The sequence below is a fragment of the Streptomyces sp. NPDC050997 genome (assembly GCF_040660135.1).
In the GTDB taxonomy this organism is placed as follows: Bacteria; Actinomycetota; Actinomycetes; order Streptomycetales; family Streptomycetaceae; genus Streptomyces.
The window spans coordinates 1-17656 of sequence record NZ_JBFAGK010000045.1 but is presented as its reverse complement, the minus strand read 5'-3'; the positions used below and the strand labels follow the sequence as shown (position 1 = coordinate 17656).

General features: G+C 70.1%; 15 protein-coding genes. 7 read left to right on the top strand and 8 right to left on the bottom strand.

Features of this window, described 5'->3' with window-relative positions; translation table 11 throughout:
• Positions 1–154: 154 nt before the first annotated feature.
• On the bottom strand, positions 155–994 hold the full coding sequence (locus tag AB0H86_RS43645) for a hypothetical protein (protein WP_362451906.1): 840 nt from the start codon (positions 992–994) through the stop codon (positions 155–157).
• A gap of 94 nt (positions 995–1088) precedes the next feature.
• Here AB0H86_RS43645 and AB0H86_RS43640 point away from each other — a divergent pair, with 94 nt between their 5' ends.
• Positions 1089–1874: an SDR family oxidoreductase gene (locus tag AB0H86_RS43640; protein WP_362451903.1), complete on the top strand. Its 786-nt coding sequence runs from the start codon at positions 1089–1091 to the stop codon at positions 1872–1874.
• Positions 1875–2034: 160 nt separating this feature from the next.
• Positions 2035–3609, top strand: coding sequence for a sodium:solute symporter family protein (locus AB0H86_RS43635; RefSeq protein WP_362451901.1), 1575 nt, complete (start codon positions 2035–2037; stop codon positions 3607–3609).
• Between the two features lie 232 nt (positions 3610–3841).
• Here the strand turns inward: AB0H86_RS43635 and AB0H86_RS43630 are convergent, their stop codons facing one another.
• Positions 3842–4957, bottom strand: a complete 1116-nt coding sequence (locus AB0H86_RS43630) for an ADP-ribosylglycohydrolase family protein (RefSeq protein WP_362451899.1) — start codon at positions 4955–4957, stop codon at positions 3842–3844.
• Positions 4958–5150: 193 nt separating this feature from the next.
• Positions 5151–5585: an ATP-binding protein gene (locus AB0H86_RS43625; protein WP_362451897.1), complete on the bottom strand. Its 435-nt coding sequence runs from the start codon at positions 5583–5585 to the stop codon at positions 5151–5153.
• A 113-nt stretch (positions 5586–5698) separates the two neighbouring features.
• Between AB0H86_RS43625 and AB0H86_RS43620 the strand changes: the two genes are divergently transcribed.
• The 4 genes from AB0H86_RS43620 to AB0H86_RS43605 all read left to right on the top strand — a co-directional run bounded on the left by AB0H86_RS43620 (position 5699) and on the right by AB0H86_RS43605 (position 8102).
• Positions 5699–6511, top strand: coding sequence for a helix-turn-helix transcriptional regulator (locus AB0H86_RS43620; RefSeq protein WP_362451896.1), 813 nt, complete (start codon positions 5699–5701; stop codon positions 6509–6511).
• The gene (locus AB0H86_RS43615) at positions 6508–6696 is read left to right on the top strand and encodes a DUF397 domain-containing protein (protein ID WP_362451894.1); all 189 of its coding nucleotides are present in this window, start codon (positions 6508–6510) and stop codon (positions 6694–6696) included. The genes AB0H86_RS43620 and AB0H86_RS43615 overlap by 4 nt, the downstream gene beginning before the upstream one ends.
• 125 nt (positions 6697–6821) lie before the next feature.
• Positions 6822–7283, top strand: a complete 462-nt coding sequence (locus AB0H86_RS43610; protein ID WP_362451892.1) for a prevent-host-death family protein — start codon at positions 6822–6824, stop codon at positions 7281–7283.
• A gap of 309 nt (positions 7284–7592) precedes the next feature.
• The gene (locus AB0H86_RS43605) at positions 7593–8102 is read left to right on the top strand and encodes a DUF2165 domain-containing protein (RefSeq protein WP_362451890.1); all 510 of its coding nucleotides are present in this window, start codon (positions 7593–7595) and stop codon (positions 8100–8102) included.
• A 122-nt stretch (positions 8103–8224) separates the two neighbouring features.
• Here the strand turns inward: AB0H86_RS43605 and AB0H86_RS43600 are convergent, their stop codons facing one another.
• The 4 genes from AB0H86_RS43600 to AB0H86_RS43585 all read right to left on the bottom strand — a co-directional run bounded on the left by AB0H86_RS43600 (position 8225) and on the right by AB0H86_RS43585 (position 15464).
• Entirely contained in the window at positions 8225–10492 is a 2268-nt protein-coding gene (locus AB0H86_RS43600; RefSeq protein WP_362451888.1) for an NEW3 domain-containing protein, read from the bottom strand.
• A 266-nt stretch (positions 10493–10758) separates the two neighbouring features.
• Positions 10759–11325 (bottom strand): hypothetical protein, encoded by a 567-nt coding sequence (locus tag AB0H86_RS43595; RefSeq protein ID WP_362451886.1) that lies wholly within the window; start codon positions 11323–11325, stop codon positions 10759–10761.
• Positions 11326–11445: 120 nt separating this feature from the next.
• The gene (locus AB0H86_RS43590) at positions 11446–14031 is read right to left on the bottom strand and encodes a bifunctional FO biosynthesis protein CofGH (protein WP_362451884.1); all 2586 of its coding nucleotides are present in this window, start codon (positions 14029–14031) and stop codon (positions 11446–11448) included.
• A 587-nt stretch (positions 14032–14618) separates the two neighbouring features.
• Positions 14619–15464, bottom strand: a complete 846-nt coding sequence (locus AB0H86_RS43585; RefSeq protein ID WP_362451882.1) for an LLM class F420-dependent oxidoreductase — start codon at positions 15462–15464, stop codon at positions 14619–14621.
• Between the two features lie 157 nt (positions 15465–15621).
• Here AB0H86_RS43585 and AB0H86_RS43580 point away from each other — a divergent pair, with 157 nt between their 5' ends.
• Positions 15622–17184: a CehA/McbA family metallohydrolase gene (locus AB0H86_RS43580; protein WP_362451879.1), complete on the top strand. Its 1563-nt coding sequence runs from the start codon at positions 15622–15624 to the stop codon at positions 17182–17184.
• A gap of 44 nt (positions 17185–17228) precedes the next feature.
• On the opposite strand, the gene AB0H86_RS43575 is transcribed toward AB0H86_RS43580, so the two are convergent.
• A complete protein-coding gene (locus AB0H86_RS43575; RefSeq protein ID WP_362451876.1) occupies positions 17229–17495 on the bottom strand; it encodes a hypothetical protein in 267 nt (88 codons plus the stop codon).
• Between the last annotated feature and the right edge of the window lie 161 nt (positions 17496–17656).

Below are 17656 nucleotides of genomic sequence, written 5' to 3'. Positions count from 1 at the left end.
GCGTCTGGCGCGTCAACACCGCCCACTCACCAAGAAACCGATTCCGCGCCAGACCGAGGACGGACACCCCCGTCCCGTCCCCGACCCCCCACCAGTCCGCAGCAACGACTCGGTCGGACCGGCGCCGAAACCGGTGACGGGTCACCGCTGACCGTCAGCGCAACCGGTCCACGTACCGGTCCGTGCCCGGGATCGTCGGGATGAACGGTGCCAGCAGTTCCACCCTGCCCAGCCCCGACTCCCCCACCGCCTCCTCCAGCCCGCCGAAGTACCTTTCCCAGCACTCCCGCGGATCCGTCTCCAGGAACCACAGCAGGGTCAGCCGGGTGTCGACGCCCTCGACCTGCTTGACGTACGTCATGCGGTCGCCGGGGAGCGGGGTGGGCCGGAAGACGGTCACCATCGCCGTCGGTGAGCCCGCCACCCGCTTCGGGAGGTGGCGGGAGACCAGCCACTCCAGCAACCCCGCCCGCTGTTCGGCGGATTCGGCGTCGACGACCTGGAGGACCAGGCCGGCGTAGGGGTGGTCGAGGGCGTGGAAGTCGCGGGGGCCCGCGGCGCCGTCCCGGTACACGGTCGCCTCGTGGTCCTGGAACGCCGTGAAGACGTGGGTGCGGTCCCGGTAGACGCGGCCGTCGCGGTTGAGGCGCTTGTTGATGCCGACCGTCCAGCGCATGTGGTCGTCGTAGCGGCCCTCGGTGACCCAGTACGTGGAGAGGTAGCAGCCCGCGGTGACCGGTTCGGCGATGGCCGACTTCTCGGGGCGGCGCAGGAGTTGGAGGTCCCGGGTCGCCACCCAGCGGCGGCCGGCGTACATCCAGGGCATGGCCATCGCGCCGGCGTAGTAGTGGTCGTCCTCGTACCAGCGGTTGTACGCGTACTCGTGGCCCGGGTGCGGCTCGACCATGGTGATCAGGGCATGGCCGGGGCGGACTCCGTACGGCCCTACGGCGGCCAGTTCGGCGTACGTCTCGCTGCGGGTGTCCTCGGACATGGGCACTCCCCTTCCGCCTTCCCTTCCGTCCTCCTGCGGTCGCCCCTACTCTGACGCTCCGTCAGGTAATTGGCCAGAGTCAGGGAGGACACCGATGTCACTGCTCTCCGCAAAGACCGTCGTCGTGTCGGGAGTCGGCGCCGGGCTGGGTCACCAGGTCGCGGCGGCCGTCGTACGGGACGGGGGGAACGCGGTGCTCGGCGCGCGCACCGAGGCGAACCTCGCGAAGAGCGCGGCCGAGATCGATCCCGACGGGTCGCACACCGCGTACCGGGCGACGGACATCACCGACGAGGGGCAGTGCGAGGCGCTGGCCGGGCTGGCGCGGGAGCGGTTCGGGCGGATCGACGGGGTGATCCATGTGGCGGCCTGGGACAGCTACTTCGGCGGTCTTGAGGACGCGGACTTCACGACCTGGCAGTCGGTGATCGACGTGAACCTGCTGGGGTCGCTGCGGATGACCCGGGCCTGTCTGCCGGCGCTGAAGGCGGGCGGCGGGTCGGTGGTGTTCATCGGGACGCAGTCGGCGGTGGCGGCGCCGTCCCAGGTGCGGCAGGCGGCGTACGCGGCGTCGAAGGGCGCGTTGACGAGCGCGATGTACTCGTTGGCGCGGGAGCTCGGGCCGTACCGGGTGCGGGTCAACACCGTGCTGCCGGGCTGGATGTGGGGGCCGCCGGTGCAGGCGTACGTGCGGTTCACCGCGCATACGGAGGGGGTGCCGGAGAGCGAGGTCCTGGCCCGACTGTCGGAGCGGATGGCGTTGCCCGAGCTCGCCTCGGACGTGGATGTGGCGGATGCGGCGGTGTTCCTGGCCTCGGATCGGGCACGCTCGATCACCGGACAGTCGTTGCTGGTCAACGCGGGAGAGTTGATGCGCTGACCTGATCGTTTTCAGCCAACCGCCGTTCACATACATAAACGCAGACCATCACGCAGAACTTTTTTACGCGCTCTTGACCTTCCTCGCGCTTGCCGTGAGCATGCCCACCAACCCAGAGTTCACATGCCTGACCCTGGCGGCGGACCCTGGAAGGGGGCCCATGAACAGTCTCGACTGGGCCGTGCTCATCGGCTACTTCGGCGTGATGGTCGCGATCGGCATCTGGTCGCACAAGCGAGTGGACAACGTCAGCGACTTCTTCACCGCCGGCGGCAAGATGCCGTGGTGGCTGTCCGGCATCTCCCACCACATGTCGGGCTACAGCGCGGTGATGTTCACCGGCTACGCGGGCATCGCCTACACCTACGGCGTGACGTCCTTCGTCACCTGGTCCCTCCCGATCGCGATCGGCATCGCGATCGGCTCGAAACTGTTCGCGCCGCGCATCAACCGGCTGCGCTCACGGCTGCATGTGGCGTCCCCGCTGGAGTATCTGAAGAACCGTTACGACCTGAAGACCCAGCAGGCGCTCGCCTGGTCGGGGATGCTGCTGAAGATCGTGGACGTCGGCGCGAAGTGGGCCGCCATCGCGACCCTGCTGTCCGTCTTCACCGGGATCTCGCTCAACCAGGGCATCCTCATCACCGGCGCGATCACCGCCGTCTACTGCACGATCGGCGGTCTGTGGGCGGACGCGCTGACCGAACTCGGCCAGTTCGTCATCCAGTTGATGGCCGGCGTCGCGATGTTCATCGCCGTCCTGCTGAAGCTGGACGACAAGGGCATCGGGTTCCTGGACGCCTGGGACCAGCCCGCGCTCCAGGGCCACGACAAGCCCCTGGTCGGCCAGTACGGCACGGTGTTCCTGCTCGCGTTCCTGTTCATCAAGCTCTTCGAGTACAACGGCGGCATGCTGAACCAGGCCCAGCGGTACATGGCCACGGCCACCCCGAAGGAGGCCGAGCGGTCGGCGCGGCTGTCGGCGGTGCTGTGGCTGGTGTGGCCCGTGGTCCTGTTCTTCCCCATGTGGATGTCACCGCTGCTGGTGACCTCGCAGAAGCCGGACGGCTCCGACTCCTACGGCCTGATGACCGAACAGCTGTTGCCGCACGGCCTGTTGGGGCTCGTCATCGTCGGTTTCTTCTCCCACACGATGGCCATGTGCTCGTCCGACGCCAACGCCATCGCCGCCGTCTTCACCCGGGACTGCGCGCCCGTCATCTGGGCCAGGGCACGGGAGTGGAACCAGCGGTCGGGGCTGATCGCGGCGCGTGTGACGACCGTCGTCTTCCTCGGTCTTTCCATGGCGGCGGCCACCCAGGTCAACTCCCCCGCCTTCAAGGACATCATCACGGTCGTCATCAAGTGGGTGGCCGGACTGATGGGCCCGATGGCGATCCCGATGATGCTGGGCCTGCTGCGCCCGTTCCGCCGCTCCGGCCCGACGGCCGCGCTGACCAGTTGGTCGATGGGTCTGCTGGCCTTCTGGCTGGTCAACTACCCGATCAACTGGAACGTCGACGGCGGAGTCCCGCTCCAGTACCAGGTGTCCATCCCGCTGGCCGTCTCCCTGGTCCTCTACATCCTCATCGGCTTCGTGAAGCCCGAGGACACCCCGGAACGACTCGCGATCATCGAAAAGATCAACACGGACGGCGACGGCGCGGCGGCGGCCGCGATCCCGACACCGGCCGACGGCGTGGACGACGCACTGCGCACGCCGGTGAAGGACTAGGAACTCCGGGCCACCGGCCGACCGAGCCGACACTCGGGCCGCCGACGGGGCCGACAACTCCACGGAGTGCCGAGGCCGACCGGTCGGATCCGTCCGGTCGGCGGCCATCAGCCGCTGGGCAAGCTGGCGGCCGAGCGGCTCGGCTTCCAGGCGGTCCGGCGGGCCCGGGCGCTGGGCCCGGCGACCCGGTGCCCGCTGGGCCGGCGACCCGGTGGACCCGGCGACCCGCTGGTTACGCTCTCGGGTATCTGGTCAGCCACCCCGGGGACGACCCCGCCGGGCCGTGCAGGGCCGGCCCCTGGGTCATCTCCATCGCGAAGTCGTCGGCCAGTTCCAGCAGGGTGGGGCGGCCCTCCACTTCGGCCAGCCAGGCCGGCGGGAGGGCCGTCTCGCCGTGCAGGGCGCCGAGGAGGGCGCCGGTGAGAGCGCCAGCGGCGGCCGAGGGGCCGTCGTGGTTGACGGCCAGCCGCAGCCCGTGCCGTACGTCCTCCCCCACCAGCGCGCAGTACACCGCGGCGGACAGCAGCCCCTCCGCCGTACCCTCCGCGAGAAGCTCCTCGACCCGGGCCGGGGTCGGCATGCCCTGCCGTACCGCGCCCAGCGCGTGTTGCAGGGCGTCCGAGACGGGCTGGTGGCCCGAGCGGGCGGCGAGCAGGGCGAGCGCCCGCTGGACGGCCGTGTCCAGGCTCTCGCCGAGGGCCAGCGCGTGCACGATCGCGGCGTACGCGCCCGCCGAGAGGTAGGCGACGGGATGGCCGTGGGTCTGCGCGGCGCACTCCACGGCGAGCTGGACGACGAGTTGCGGCTCCCAGCCGACGAGCAGCCCGAAGGGAGCGGACCGGGCGGTGGCCTCGGGCCCGGCCTCGGCCGGGTTCTTGGGCGCCTCCAGCGTGCCCATGGCCTCGTCGCCGAACCCGATCAGCAGCGAGCGGGTCGGTTCCCGGCGGGCGTACAGCCACTCCTCCCGGGCCAGCCAGCCGTCGTCCTTGCGCCGGAAGTCGGGTCCCCAGTCGTGCTGGGTGGCGGCCCAGCGCAGATACGCGCGGTGCAGATCGGTCGGCGGATGCCAGGCGCCGGTGTCCCGGCGGACCTGGGCGCGTATCAGCCCGTCCACGGTGAACAGGGTCAGCTGGGTGAGGTGGGTGACCGCGCCGCGCCGCCCGTGCCCGAACCCTAGATCGACGAGCCCCTCCGCGCCGTACTCCTCGCGGATCTCCGCCAGCCCGAGCCCGTCGACAGGCGCGCCCAGCGCGTCCCCGACGGCCCCGCCCAGCAGCGTGCCGCGCACCCTGCTCCGGAAGTCCTGCTGCTCGGCCCGCCCCCAGACGGCCCCGGCTGTCGCACTCACCAAGACCTCCCTGCGGCACCGCCCGTATGTACGACAGCTCAGCACTCTAATCGAACGATGACGGCGGGTTCGGGGGCGAATCGGATGCGGGCTGCCACGGGAAGTGGTCGCGTGCGGTCACGACCGGACCTAACTGGGGGTGGGGTTGGTTCTTTCCCCGGTTCTTTGGTCTTTGGCGTCGGGACCGACCGGGTCATGAGTTCCCGGGATCCGGTGCCCATTCCGCCCACACCGTCTTGCCGTACGCCGGTGCCTCGTCCACGCCCCAACGGTCGGCGTACGCCGCCACGATCCGCAGACCGCGTCCCGACTCCCCGTCCTCGTCGACCGGATCGGGGATGCGCGGGATCCGGTCGCCCCGGGCGTCCGTCACCTCGATGCGGAGGGTGCCGTCGGCGTGGAGCGTCAGCCTCAGCCGGAAGTCCCTTCCTGGAACACGCCCGTGGAGTACGGCGTTCGACGCCAGCTCGGCCACGATGTGCGCCGCGCCCTCGAAGGGCAGGCCCCAGTCGTCAAGTTGGCGCTCGGCGAGGAGACGCGCGAGTCGAGCACCTCTTCGAGTGGCGGACAGCTGAACCGCGAAGTGGCGAGTGGGGGCGGTGACTTGGGAGAGGGAATTCTGATTCACGTCACCCAGAGTGGCCAGCCGTCCCTACCCTGACCAGCAGCGACCCCAGTACGAAGCGCGACTGTCCGGATACGGAACGGGTTCGTACGGGCCATACGACGAGAGGGGCGAGGGTGGAGGACGAGGAAGCGGCGGCCGTACTCAGGACGGTCGGGCGCCAGATCAAGATGTGGCGGGAGGCCGCTGGGCTGAGGCAGGCGGAACTCGGGGCTGCCATCGGGTACGGCGACGAGATGGTCTCGTCGGTGGAGCGCGGTAGAAGGGTTCCGAAGCCCGACTTCCTGGACAAGGCCGATGAAGTGCTCGGCGCGGGCGGGAAGCTCTCCGCGATGAAGGACGACGTGGAGCGGGCCCGGTATCCGAAGAAGGTTCGGGATCTGGCGAAGCTGGAGGACGAGGCGGTCGAGCTCGGGGCCTACGCCAACCACAACATGCACGGGCTACTCCAGACTCCGGAGTACGCGCGTGCGCTGTACACGAGGCGGCGGCCCGCGTACTCGGAGGACGAGATCGACCGCCACGTCTCCGCGCGCATGGCACGGCAGCGCGTCTTCGAGCGGGTGCCCGCACCACTGCTCACGTTTGTCCTGGAAGAGGTGACCCTTCGCCGGCCCATCGGCGGCACAGTGGTGCTGAGGCAACAGCTCGAACACCTGTTGAGGATCAGCGCGTTGAGGCACGTCGAAATCCAGGTCATGCCAACGGAGTGCGAGGACCACGCGGGCTTGGCCGGGCCGATGCGAGTGCTGAAACTCCGGGACGGCAAGACGCTGGGGCACACGGAAGGGCAGCTGTACAGCCGGGTGATCAGCGATCCGAAGGAAGTTCAGGTCCTGGAGATGCGCTATGGAATGATCCGGGCGCAGGCCCTCTCGCCCCGGGAGTCACTGGCCTTCATCGAGAAAGTCATGGGAGAAAAGACATGACCTCCACCACCGAGCCGACGTGGTTCAAGAGCAGCTTCAGCAGCAACGACGGTCCTGATTGCGTCGAGATCGCCATAACCCCCGCCGACACCACCGTCCACGTACGGGACTCCAAGGACAAGAACGGCGGGCAGCTAGCGTTCCGGAACGCCTCGTGGGCCGAGTTCGTCACCCACCTACGCTGAACTACTCCGCGTAGCGGGCCCGGAAGGCGTCACGCGCCCTGACGACTCGGGTCAGACGAGGACCGAGAGGGGCCGGGTCCGCTTCGGGCTTAACTTCGGAATACATTCCGAAGTACTGTCTGTCCATGTTTCCCCCCACGGTCGCCTTCTCCGAGCTCTCCAAGAACTCGAAGCGTGTTGCCGAGACGCTCGACCGCACTGAGCGTGTTCACATCACGCGGCGGGACGGCGAGGATCTCTACCTGACGACCGCACGCCACGACCAGCAGCGCGAGGAGACGGCGGGCATCACAGCCCGTCTTCTCGCCGCCCTGGTCCGCAGCGACGCCGGCGAGCGGGCCATACTGCGCGCGCTCCCCTCGATCTTCCCCTGGGTCCGCCATCTGTCGGGGGACGAACTGAAGCAGTTCGTGGCAGAGCTCATCGACGCCACGCACGACGTGGCCCAGTTGGAGGTCCACGCCAACCTCCATCGAGTCGTCGTGGAATGGCGCGCCACGGCACGGGTCCTCGCCGACCCCGCGCTCACCGCGCAACTCACCCGTCGTTTGCCGGACGAGGACCACGACGAGGTGACCGCTCCGTGAGCCCGAAGCGCGGCGACGATGTGGCTCCACCGCCGATGGGTGGGGGATGGCGACTGCGATTCGCAACGAACGAGGCAGCGAAGGGGTGGGGCGAGCTGGGCGGTCAGGAGTACCCCCAAGGGGAGTACGAGGTGACAGCAGGCGGTCGCGTGCGTTACCTCGTCGACGAAGCGCGACGCACTGTCCATCTCGTGTACGCGTCCACCCGCCATCCAAAAGACACCGAGTAGTTCCCCAACTCCGTTGCCAGGAGCGTCATTCTGGCTCAATGCCTACATCCCACCCTGCCCTCCGGGGAAGATGATCGGCATGTCCACGACCCCACGCACCTCCCACAGCGCGCTGTCCCTCAGCGCCACCCTTCTCACCGCCGGCGTCGCCCTCTACATGACCCTCGTCGCCTTCGGGAACATCACCGACTTCGGCACCAACCAGCAGTTCGTGCAACACGTCCTCGCCATGGATACGACCTTCAAGGACGACGACCTCATGTGGAGATCCGTCACCAGCAAGGGACTTCAGGACGCGGCGTACGTCGCGATCATCGTGTGGGAGACCGTCGCCGCCCTCGTCCTGCTGTACGGGACCTGGCTCGGAGCGCGCAACGACCTCGCCCGGGCCCGCCGGTTCTCCACGTACGGACTGCTCATGGTCATGCTGCTGTTCGGCGCCGGGTTCATAGCGATCGGCGGTGAGTGGTTCTCCATGTGGCAGTCGGAGAACTGGAACGGTCTGGAGGCGGCGACGCGGGCGTTCCTGTTCAGCGGGGTCGTGCTGCTGGTGGTCAACCTGCCGTTCCGAACCGACCCGGACCACTAGAACGACCCGGGGGGATCGGGTGGGCGGGCCGGTTCTCGCGGCCCGCTCACCCGATCCCGCCTACCCGATCCCCCCGGACTGCACCCTCGCAAATACGGGCCCGAATCCGGCGGTTCGTCCAGCTAGGGAGTGGTCGTGAAGGTGTCGAAGTCGGCCTCGCCGGTGGTGCCCGAGGCGTGCGAGGTCTGGGTGAGACCGACGTCCTGGGTGGCCGCGGCGGTCGGGACGTTCTCGGTGCCGACCAGGTTCCAGGTGGAGCCGTCGGTGGAGTAGTAGCCGCTGTAGGTGGTGCCGTCGCGGACCAGCTTCAGCCACGAGGGGTAGGTGGCGGTGCCGGTCGAGTCCTGGGAGTCCAGCGTTCCGTTTCCGTCGTTGTCCCAGTCGAGGAGGTAGCCGTTGCCCGGGGTCACGACCAGGGCCAGGTAGCCCGGCGAGGTGTCGGACTGGGTGATGTCGTTGCGGACCATGATCCCGGCCTTCGCCCAGACGTCCGTGTCCGACTGGGAGTTGATCTTCACCGTGGTCACGGAACCGTCGTGCTCGGCCCCGGGCAGATAGATCGAGCCGTACTCGTTGGTGGTGTTGTACAGGTCGGCGCCCTGAGCGCGGATGCCCAGCTCGGTCCCGTACTGGCTGAAGCTCGCCGCGGTGGAGGCGAAGGTGCGGTACGGGTCCTTCACCTGGTGGTTGACGGTGAGTGTGTCACCGGCCGTCAAGTGGGTCGTACCGGTCGATCCGTAGCGGTATGTCGCCGACCCCTCGAACGCGCTCTCGGCGAAGAGCTTGGCCGAGGACGGGATGGAGACGGTGAAGGTGGCCTTCAGCGCGCTGCCGCCATGAAGTGTGCCGACCCGCGTCACGGACTTCGTGGTGATCTTCGTGCCGGACGGCGCGGTGAGCTTGACGCTCGCGTCCTTGACGGACCGCGACCCGTCGTTCGACAGGACCTCGGTCACGGTACGCGTGGTGGCGTCGCTCGGCGCGGACGCCCAGTTCAGGCCCAGCGAGACGGACGGGGCCGCGTCCCGCACCAGGTGGTCGGAGGCGTGGACTCGGTACAGGGCCACGCCGTGCGCCGGGACGTCGGCGGCGATCCGGCCCGAGGACTCGGTCAGCCGGTGGCTCCACAGATCCCGCAGGGCGTAGTCGCGCGCCTTCGGCAGACCCAGCGCGGCGGCGGTGATGGCGACCTCGCGGGGAGCCGCGTCGGTGTTGAACAGACCGACGATCACATCCCCGTCGGGCTCGGTCTTGGCGAACACCTGGGAGTGGGCGTCCTCGGAGATCCGCTTGGCGTCGATGCCGTCCTGGTCGACCGCGAGCACGTCGGTGTTCTTCAGCAGAGCGAGGTCGGCCGGGTCGAGGTGGGTCAGGTCGGTGCCGAGGATGAGCGGCGAGGCGGCCAGCGACCACAGGCTCATCTGGGTCTTGCGCTCGTCGGGCGTCAGGCCGTTGTTGTCGCCGTTGCCGATCTCGAGCGAGTCGTAGTCGTTGTAGCCGCCGGGTCCGCCGTACGGCGCCCACGCGGCGACCTGGTCGAACCGGGAGGCGACGGAGGACCAGGTGGTCAGCGGGTAGCTGCTGCCGTTCGGTCCGCAGTAGCACTCGATGTCGCCGCCGGTGCGCCAGCCGTTGGAGAGCTTGGCCCAGGTGGCGGCGTTGTTGATGTCGAGGTTGTTGGAGAGTTCCAGGTGGATGGGGCGGCCGGTGTGCCGCAGGGCCTGCGACCAGGCTCGGACGTCCTGTTCGTCAGGGGTGCCGACGCCGTCGATCTTGAGGTAGTCGATGCCCCAGCCGGCGAACTGACCGGCCCAGGAGTCGATGAACGCCTGTGCGCCGGGCTTGGTGTAGTCGATGCCCACCATGCCGCCGCAGTTGTAGTTGTTCTCCGTCGCCGTGGTGGCGATGTCCTGTGCGTGGTACGAGGTTCCCTGGATCTCCGTGTTCTGCGCGACCGCCTGCTTGGAGATACCGGGAGTGACGTACAGACCGAACTTCAGCCCGAGCGAGTGGACATAATCGGCCACGACTTGGATGCCGTTCTCGCCACCGGCGGCAGGAAAACTCGTCGAATCGGTGACCCAGCGTCCGAATTTGTCGACGTTCGGCCCCTGGCTGCCCGGGCACTCGTACCAGAAGTCGTCGATGTTGGCGTAGACGAATCCATTCTTCGCCAGTCCGCTGTCCTTGAGCGCCTTCGCCTGCGCCTCGATGTTCTGCGCGGTCGGATTGCGGCGGACGAAGCTCCAACTGCTCCACCCCAGTACGGGCTTGATACCGACGCCGTTGTCCTGGGCGTACGCCATCTGCCCGCCCGTGGCAGTGATTCCCGTGGAGAGCAGCAGCGCTCCGGTGAACGCGGCCAGCGCACCGCGAATGTGTCGTCTCATGAGCTCTTCCTTCATCGCAGCGCCCTGACAGCGCTGCGGCCTGGTCAGGCGGGTCGCGAGGCGGCGCGGCGACATCGCCTAGCTCAGAAAACGCCAACAACCCACCCCGCAGGGCGTGACAAGTGAACACGATCGAACACGAGATACCACCTAGGCTGTATGGCCAAAAAAGAGTCAAAACTCTTCGGGGTCGATCCGAGGGCCACGTCGATCATGAGGATGGCTGTTCGTGCGAGACCTCGGGTGAACCATGGCCTCCATCGCCGCTAGTTGACGACGACGACCGGCGTGCCCGGCTCGGCGAACGTCCACAGCGCCGCTCCGTCCGGCTTGCCCGTCCGGATGCCGCTGGTCTGCTTGCCGGAGGCGACGGCGGGCGGCGAGGAGCCGTCCAGGGCGTTGGAGAACGCGATCGACAGGCCGGACTTGGCCGCGAAGTACATGATGTGCTCGATCCGCACGCCGTCGGAGCCGGTGGTGGCCTCCGTGCGCTGAGAGATCGTGTAGCTGCCGGGGTCCGGGCTGACCGTGCCCGGCCACACCGCGAAGGTCCGACGCGAGACATCGCTCGCGTCCACCAGCCAGACCCGCTTCTTGCCGAGGGAGTACACGACGCGCCGCCCGGTGCCGGAGCCGTCCGGCACCGCGGCGGGCACGGCGGACTTCGACGCGGAGGGCCGCGGGCTCGCCGACGCCGAGGCGTTCGGCCGGGTGGCCGTGGCGGCCGGGTGCGGTCCCCGGTCCGCCTGCACGGCCAGCACGGTGACCGCCGCGACCGCGCCCACCGTCAGACCGGTCACCCAGACCCACGAGGGAAGTCGTCGGGCAGGCACGGGCACGCATCTCCTCAGCTACGGGACCCCTCCCACGAGGGGCCCGATCATCGTACTGCGAGCGGCCCGCGCTCCTCTCCGCAGTCCGGTACCGGTTCGCTCAGTCCGGTACCCGTTCGCTCAGTCCAGCACCGGCAGCAGCTCCGGCAGATGCCCGTCCGAGGCGGCCGCCGTGCGCTGCCGCTCCTCCGGTACGTCCCCGTACAGCGTGGTGCGCGGCTTCGCCGGCCGGCCGGCCGTGTCGGCCACCTCGATCAGGTCCTTGACGGACTTGTACGAGCCGTAGGAGGAGCCCGCCATCCGGGAGATGGTCTCCTCCATCAGCGTGCCGCCGACGTCGTTCGCGCCGGAGCGGAGCATCTCGGCCGCGCCCTCCGTGCCGAGCTTCACCCAGCTGGTCTGGATGTTGGGGATCCAGGGGTGCAACAGCAGCCGCGCCATCGCTGTCACCGCCCTGTTGTCCCGCAGGGTGGGGCCGGGCCGCGCGATGCCCGCCAGGTACACCGGCGCGTTGGTGTGGATGAAGGGGAGCGTGACGAACTCCGTGAAGCCGCCGGTGCGTTGCTGGATCCCGGCCAGCGTCCGCAGGTGCCCCAGCCAGTGCCTCGGCTGGTCCACGTGCCCGTACATCATCGTCGAGGACGACCGGATGCCCAGCTCGTGCGCGGTCGTGACCACCTCGATCCAGGTGGCCGCCGGCAGCTTGCCCTTGGTCAGGATCCAGCGGACCTCGTCGTCGAGGATCTCGGCGGCCGTGCCGGGAATCGAGTCGAGTCCGGCCTCCTTCGCCGCCGTCAGCCACTCGCGGACCGACATCCCGGTGCGGGTCGCGCCGTTGACGACCTCCATCGGCGAGAAGGCGTGCACATGCATGCCGGGGACGCGCTCCTTCACCGCCTTCGCGATGTCGAAGTACGCCGTGCCGGGCAGGTCCGGGTGGATGCCGCCCTGCATGCAGACCTCCACCGCGCCCACCTCCCAGGCCTGTTGGGCGCGGTCGGCGACCTGGTCCAGGGAGAGCGTGTACGCGTCGGCGTCGGTACGGCGCTGCGCGAAGGCGCAGAAACGGCAGCCGGTGTAGCAGACGTTGGTGAAGTTGATGTTCCGGGTGACGATGTACGTCACGTCGTCGCCGACCATCGACTTGCGAACGTCGTCCGCGATCTGGCACAGCGCGTCCAGCGCCGGGCCGTCCGCGTGCAGCAGGGCGAGGGCCTCGGCGTCGGTCAGCTTCGTCGGGTCGGCGGCCGCCGTGGCCAGCGCCTGTCGTACGTCCGTGTCGATGCGCTCGGGTGCCATGCCGGGGACGGCCGCCTCACGCAGGGCGCCCCAGTCGCCGTACACCTCGTCGAAGTCGTCGCGGCGGTCGGAGGTGCGGCCCTCGGTGTCGATGGTGCGGTGCAGGTCCGTACGGCCCCTCGACTCGAAGACCTCCTCGGGCTCCTGCCAGGGGTGGCCCTCGACCACCGCGTCCGGCCGTGCGAGCCCGGTCTCCGGGTCCGCCAGCGCGGCCACGTGCGGGCGCAGCCGGGGGTCCAGCCAGGGCTCGCCGCGCCGGACGAACTCGGGATACACGCACAGACGTTCCCGCAGCTCGAACCCGGCCGCCTCGGACCGGGCCGCGAGTTCCTCGATCTGCGGCCAGGGGCGTTCGGGGTTGACGTGGTCGATGGTGAGCGGGGAGACACCGCCCCAGTCGTCGATCCCGGCCCCTATGAGCCGCTCGTACTCGGAGTCGACCAGGTTCGGCGGGGCCTGCAGACAGGCGGCCGGGCCCATGATGTGGCGGGCGACGGCCACCGTGGCGACCAGCTCGTCGAGTTCCGCGTCCGGCATGCCGCGCATCGCGGTGTCCGGCTTGGCGCGGAAGTTCTGGATGATCAGTTCCTGGACGGAGTGATAGGCCCGGGAGACCTTCCGCAACGCGAACAGGGACTCGGCCCGCTCCTCGTACGTCTCGCCGATCCCGATCAGGATCCCGGACGTGAAGGGCACGGAGGAACGGCCGGCGTCCTCCAGGACCCGCAGCCGCACGGCCGGTTCCTTGTCCGGGGAGCCGTGGTGCGGGCCGCCGGGCTCGGACCACAGCCTGGTCGCGGTCGTCTCCAGCATCATGCCCATGGACGGGGCGACCGGCTTGAGCCGCTGGAAGTCGGTCCAGGTCAGCACCCCGGGGTTGAGGTGGGGCAGCAGTCCCGTCTCCTCCAGGATCCGGATGGAGATGGCGCGGACGTAGGCGATGGTGTCGTCGTAGCCGTGCGCGTCGAGCCACTCGCGCGCCTCCGGCCACCGGTCCTCGGGCTTGTCGCCGAGGGTGATCAGGGCTTCCTTGCAGCCGAGGGCGGCGCCGCGGCGGGCCACGTCGAGCACCTCGTCCGGCGACATGAACATGCCGTGGCCGGCCCGGCGCAGCTTGCCCGGCACGGTGACGAAGGTGCAGTAGTGGCACTTGTCCCGGCACAGCCGGGTGAGGGGGATGAAGACGCTCTTCGAGTAGGTGATGACGCCTTGGCGGCCCGCCGCCTCCAGGCCCGCGTCCCGCACCCGGGCGGCGGACGCGGTGAGGTCGTCGAGGGCCTCGCCGCGGGCCTGGAGCAGCACGGCCGCCTCGGTCACGTCGAGGGCGACGCCGTCCCGGGCGCGTTTGAGGGCGCGACGCATGGAGTTGTCGGTGGGGCCGGTTCCGGGGGTCGCGGTGCTCGTCATCCTTCGAGCATACGGAGGGGCTCCGCCGGTTCGGCGGGGACGGGTCCGGAGGGGGCGCTGCGGTGCGTGGCCGGGTGCGGGTGGTTGGTGGCTGGTCGCGCAGTTCCCCGCGCCCCTGGGTGGGGTGCCCGGCCCCCGGCTACACGTACGCCGGGTATTCGTCCAGCCCGGAGGGGGCGCTGCGGTGCGTGGCCGGGTGCGGGTGGTTGGTGGCTGGTCGCGCAGTTCCCCGCGCCCCTGGGTGGGGTGCCGGGCCGTCGGCTACACGTACGCCGCGTATTCGTCCAGCCCGGAGGGGGCTGCGGTGCGTGGCCGGGTGCGGGTGGTTGGTGGCTGGGCGCGCAGTTCCCCGCGCCCCTGGGTGGGGTGCCCGGCCGTCGGCTACATGTATGCCGCGTATTCGTCCAGCGCCCGCAGCACCTCCGCCGGTTGGTGGCTGGGCGCGCAGTTCCCCGCGCCCCTGGGTGGGGTGCCCGGCCGTCGGCTACATGTATGCCGCGTATTCGTCCAGCGCCCGCAGCACCTCCGCCGGTTGGTGGCTGGGCGCGCAGTTCCCCGCGCCCCCAGGTGGGCTGCCCCGCACTCGGCTACACGTACGCCGCGTATTCGTCCAGCGCCCGCAGCACCTCCGCCTCCCCCGCCGGTGGCAGCTGGACCACGGCCTCCTCGATGCCGAGGTCCGCGTAGTGCGCGAGCTTGCCGGGGGTGGGGAAGACCGCGTACGGGACGATCTGGAGGGCGGCCGGGTCGCGGCCCGCGTCCGCCCAGGCCGTGCGGAGCACCGGCAGCGACTCCGTGAGACCGCGCCCGCCGATGGGCAGCCACCCGTCGGCGTACTCGCAGATGTGGGCGAAGAGTTTGGGGCCCGCCGCCCCGCCGACCAGCGTCCGCGGGCCGACCACCGGACCGCGCGGCTTCTGCACCGGCTTGGGATAGGCGGACGAGGCCCGTACGCTCCCGAACTCCCCTTCGTACGCGGTCGGTTCCTCCGACCACAGGGCGCGCATCAGCGCCATCCGGTCCCGGACCAGCTCCCGCCGGGTGCGCCACTCGACACCGTGGTCGGCGGCCTCCTCGACGTTCCAGCCGAAGCCGAGGCCGAGCGTGAACCGCCCGCCGGAGAGGTGGTCGAGTGTCGCGACCTGCTTGGCGAGGTCGATGGGGTCGTGCTGGGCGACCAGCGTGATGCCGGTGCCGAGGCCCAGCCGCTCGGTCACCGCCGCCGCCTGGCCGAGCGCGACGAAGGGGTCGAGGGTACGGCCGTACTCGGGCGGCAGCTCGCCACCGGCCGGGTACGGGGTGGCCCGCTCGACGGGGATGTGCGTGTGCTCGGGCAGATACAGCCCGGCGAACCCGCGGTGCTCCAGCTCGCGGGCGAGCCGGGTCGGGGCGATCGTCTCGTCGGTGAGGAAGACCGTCACGGAGATGCGCATGGCACATCTGTACCGGCTGCCGGTCCAGCTGTCCATACCGACCAGTCGGCATTATGAGGACGTCCATGAAGAGACACTCAGGGGGCGCCATGGACCGGGATGCGCCAATTCCCCTGTCTTTCCACGGAAGTTCACACACGTCCGGCACGGTGGAGGCATGTGTGACGACAACGACGCCAACGCCACCAACGACGACAACGCCGCCGACGAGGTCCAGCACGGCGTCGGAAGACGCGCACTGTTCGTGACGGGAGCCGCCGCCGCGCTTACGTTGGGAAGCGTGAGCTTCGCTTCAGCGGCCGGGGCCGCCGACGGAGAACCGGAGACGAGGACCGTGCGCGGCACGCTGCCCGCCGGCTCCCCCGACTTCGTGTACGTACCGGTCGAGGTCCCGTCCGGGGTACGGGAGATCAAGGTCGCGTACACCTACGACCGGCCCTCCGTACCGGCCGGCACCCCGGGCAACGCCCTCGACATCGGCGTCTTCGACGAGCGCGGCACCGAGCTGGGCGGCCGGGGCTTCAGGGGCTGGTCGGGCGGGGCCCGCACGGAGTTCTTCCTGCGCGCGGACGACGCGACGCCGGGCTACCTGCCCGGACCGGTACGCGAGGGCACCTGGCACATCGCGCTCGGGCCGTACACGGTCGCCCCGCAGGGTCTGGCGTACGAGATCACCGTGACCCTGACTTACGGCGAGCCCGGCGAGACCGCGACACCGACGTATCCGCCCGCCCGGGCGAAGGGCCGGGGCCGCGCCTGGTACCGCGGGGACTGCCATCTGCACTCCTGGCACTCGGACGGCCGCCGCACCCCCGCCGAGATCGCGGCACTGGCGCGGGCGGCGGGCCTGGACTTCATCAACTCCTCGGACCACAACACGCACGCGTCACATTCGCACTGGGCGTCCGAGGCCGGTGACGACCTGCTGATCATGCTGGGCGAGGAGATCACGACGAGGAACGGCCATGTGGTCGCCCTCGGCACCGACCCCGGGACCTTCGTCGACTGGCGCTACCGGGCCCGCGACAACCGCTTCGGCCGCTTCGCCCGCCAGATCCGCCGCGCGGGAGGCCTGGTCGTGCCCGCCCACCCGCACGCCACCTGCGTCGGCTGCAACTGGAAGTTCGGGTTCGGGGACGCGGACGCGATCGAGGTGTGGAACGGCCCGTGGACACCCGACGACGAGGTGGCCCTCGCGGACTGGGACAGCATGCTGGTGGCGTCGGCGCGCTCCGGCGACGGCGGCTGGATCCCGGCGATGGGCAACAGCGACGCCCACCGCGACCCGGACGCGGTCGGCTCCCCCCAGACGGTCGTCCTGGCCGACGACCTGACCCGCGAGGCGATCCAGGAAGGCATCCGGGCGGGCCGCTCGTACGTGGCCGAGTCGAAGAACGTGTCCCTCGCCTTCACGGCGTCCGGCGGCCGGGGCGAACACGCGGGCATCGGGGAGCGGTTGCGGGTCGACCGCGACACCCCGGTGACGGTCCGCCTGGAGGCGACGGGCGCCCCGCGCTGCGTGGTCCGCCTCGTCACCGACCAGGGCGTCCTGTTCACCGGCGAACCGCTGCCGGTGACGGGGTCGGGGGTCGTGGAGTGGCGTACGACGCCTTCGTACGCGGCGTACGTCCGCGCGGAGTTGCGGCACGAGACGGCGGCGGGACCACTGCCGGGCGCACTCGCGGCGGTCACCAACCCGATCTTCCTGGGGCGCGCGTAGGGCGCCGCCGACGGTCACATCGGCCGGGGTCAGTTCTGCTCGGGTCAGTTCTGCTCGGCGCGGGCCCTCGCCAGGTGCTTCAGCTCGATGATCGTCGCGACGGCTCCCAGCCAGCGGGCCGTCGCCTCGTCGGCGGGGGCGCCGCCCGCGAGCTGGGTGGCGGCCTCCAGCCAGTCCCGTACGACCCGCGCCGCCTCGGGACGCGGCAACGGCTCGGGCAGCTCCGCCGCGTACGCCACGCCCCCGGCCCGGACCACCTCGGCGAGGAAGGCCACCGAGCGCGGCTGCGTGTGGAGCCGGTCGAGCGTCACGGCGGCGGCCGCGGCGCCGTCGCCGAAGAGGGCGGTGCGGCGGGGGCCGGCGTCGGCGGTGAGGCCTTGACTTGCACCTCGGGCTGAAGCCCGAGGATTCTGGCCTTCTCGATCGTTGCTGTGCCGCTACGCGGCACGTGGTTCGGTCGGGAATCCGTGGC

What these genes read in the sequence shown, in the direction of transcription:
- AB0H86_RS43645 (WP_362451906.1), bottom strand. Translation starts at nt 994, where the DNA reads ATGTCCGAGGACACCCGCAGCGAGACGTACGCCGAACTGGCCGCCGTA.
- AB0H86_RS43640 (WP_362451903.1), top strand. Translation starts at nt 1,089, where the DNA reads ATGTCACTGCTCTCCGCAAAGACCGTCGTCGTGTCGGGAGTCGGCGCC.
- AB0H86_RS43635 (WP_362451901.1), top strand. Translation starts at nt 2,035, where the DNA reads ATGAACAGTCTCGACTGGGCCGTGCTCATCGGCTACTTCGGCGTGATG.
- AB0H86_RS43615 (WP_362451894.1), top strand. Translation starts at nt 6,508, where the DNA reads ATGACCTCCACCACCGAGCCGACGTGGTTCAAGAGCAGCTTCAGCAGC.
- AB0H86_RS43610 (WP_362451892.1), top strand. Translation starts at nt 6,822, where the DNA reads ATGTTTCCCCCCACGGTCGCCTTCTCCGAGCTCTCCAAGAACTCGAAG.
- AB0H86_RS43605 (WP_362451890.1), top strand. Translation starts at nt 7,593, where the DNA reads ATGTCCACGACCCCACGCACCTCCCACAGCGCGCTGTCCCTCAGCGCC.
- AB0H86_RS43600 (WP_362451888.1), bottom strand. Translation starts at nt 10,492, where the DNA reads ATGAGACGACACATTCGCGGTGCGCTGGCCGCGTTCACCGGAGCGCTG.
- AB0H86_RS43590 (WP_362451884.1), bottom strand. Translation starts at nt 14,031, where the DNA reads ATGACGAGCACCGCGACCCCCGGAACCGGCCCCACCGACAACTCCATG.
- AB0H86_RS43585 (WP_362451882.1), bottom strand. Translation starts at nt 15,464, where the DNA reads ATGCGCATCTCCGTGACGGTCTTCCTCACCGACGAGACGATCGCCCCG.
- AB0H86_RS43580 (WP_362451879.1), top strand. Translation starts at nt 15,622, where the DNA reads ATGTGTGACGACAACGACGCCAACGCCACCAACGACGACAACGCCGCC.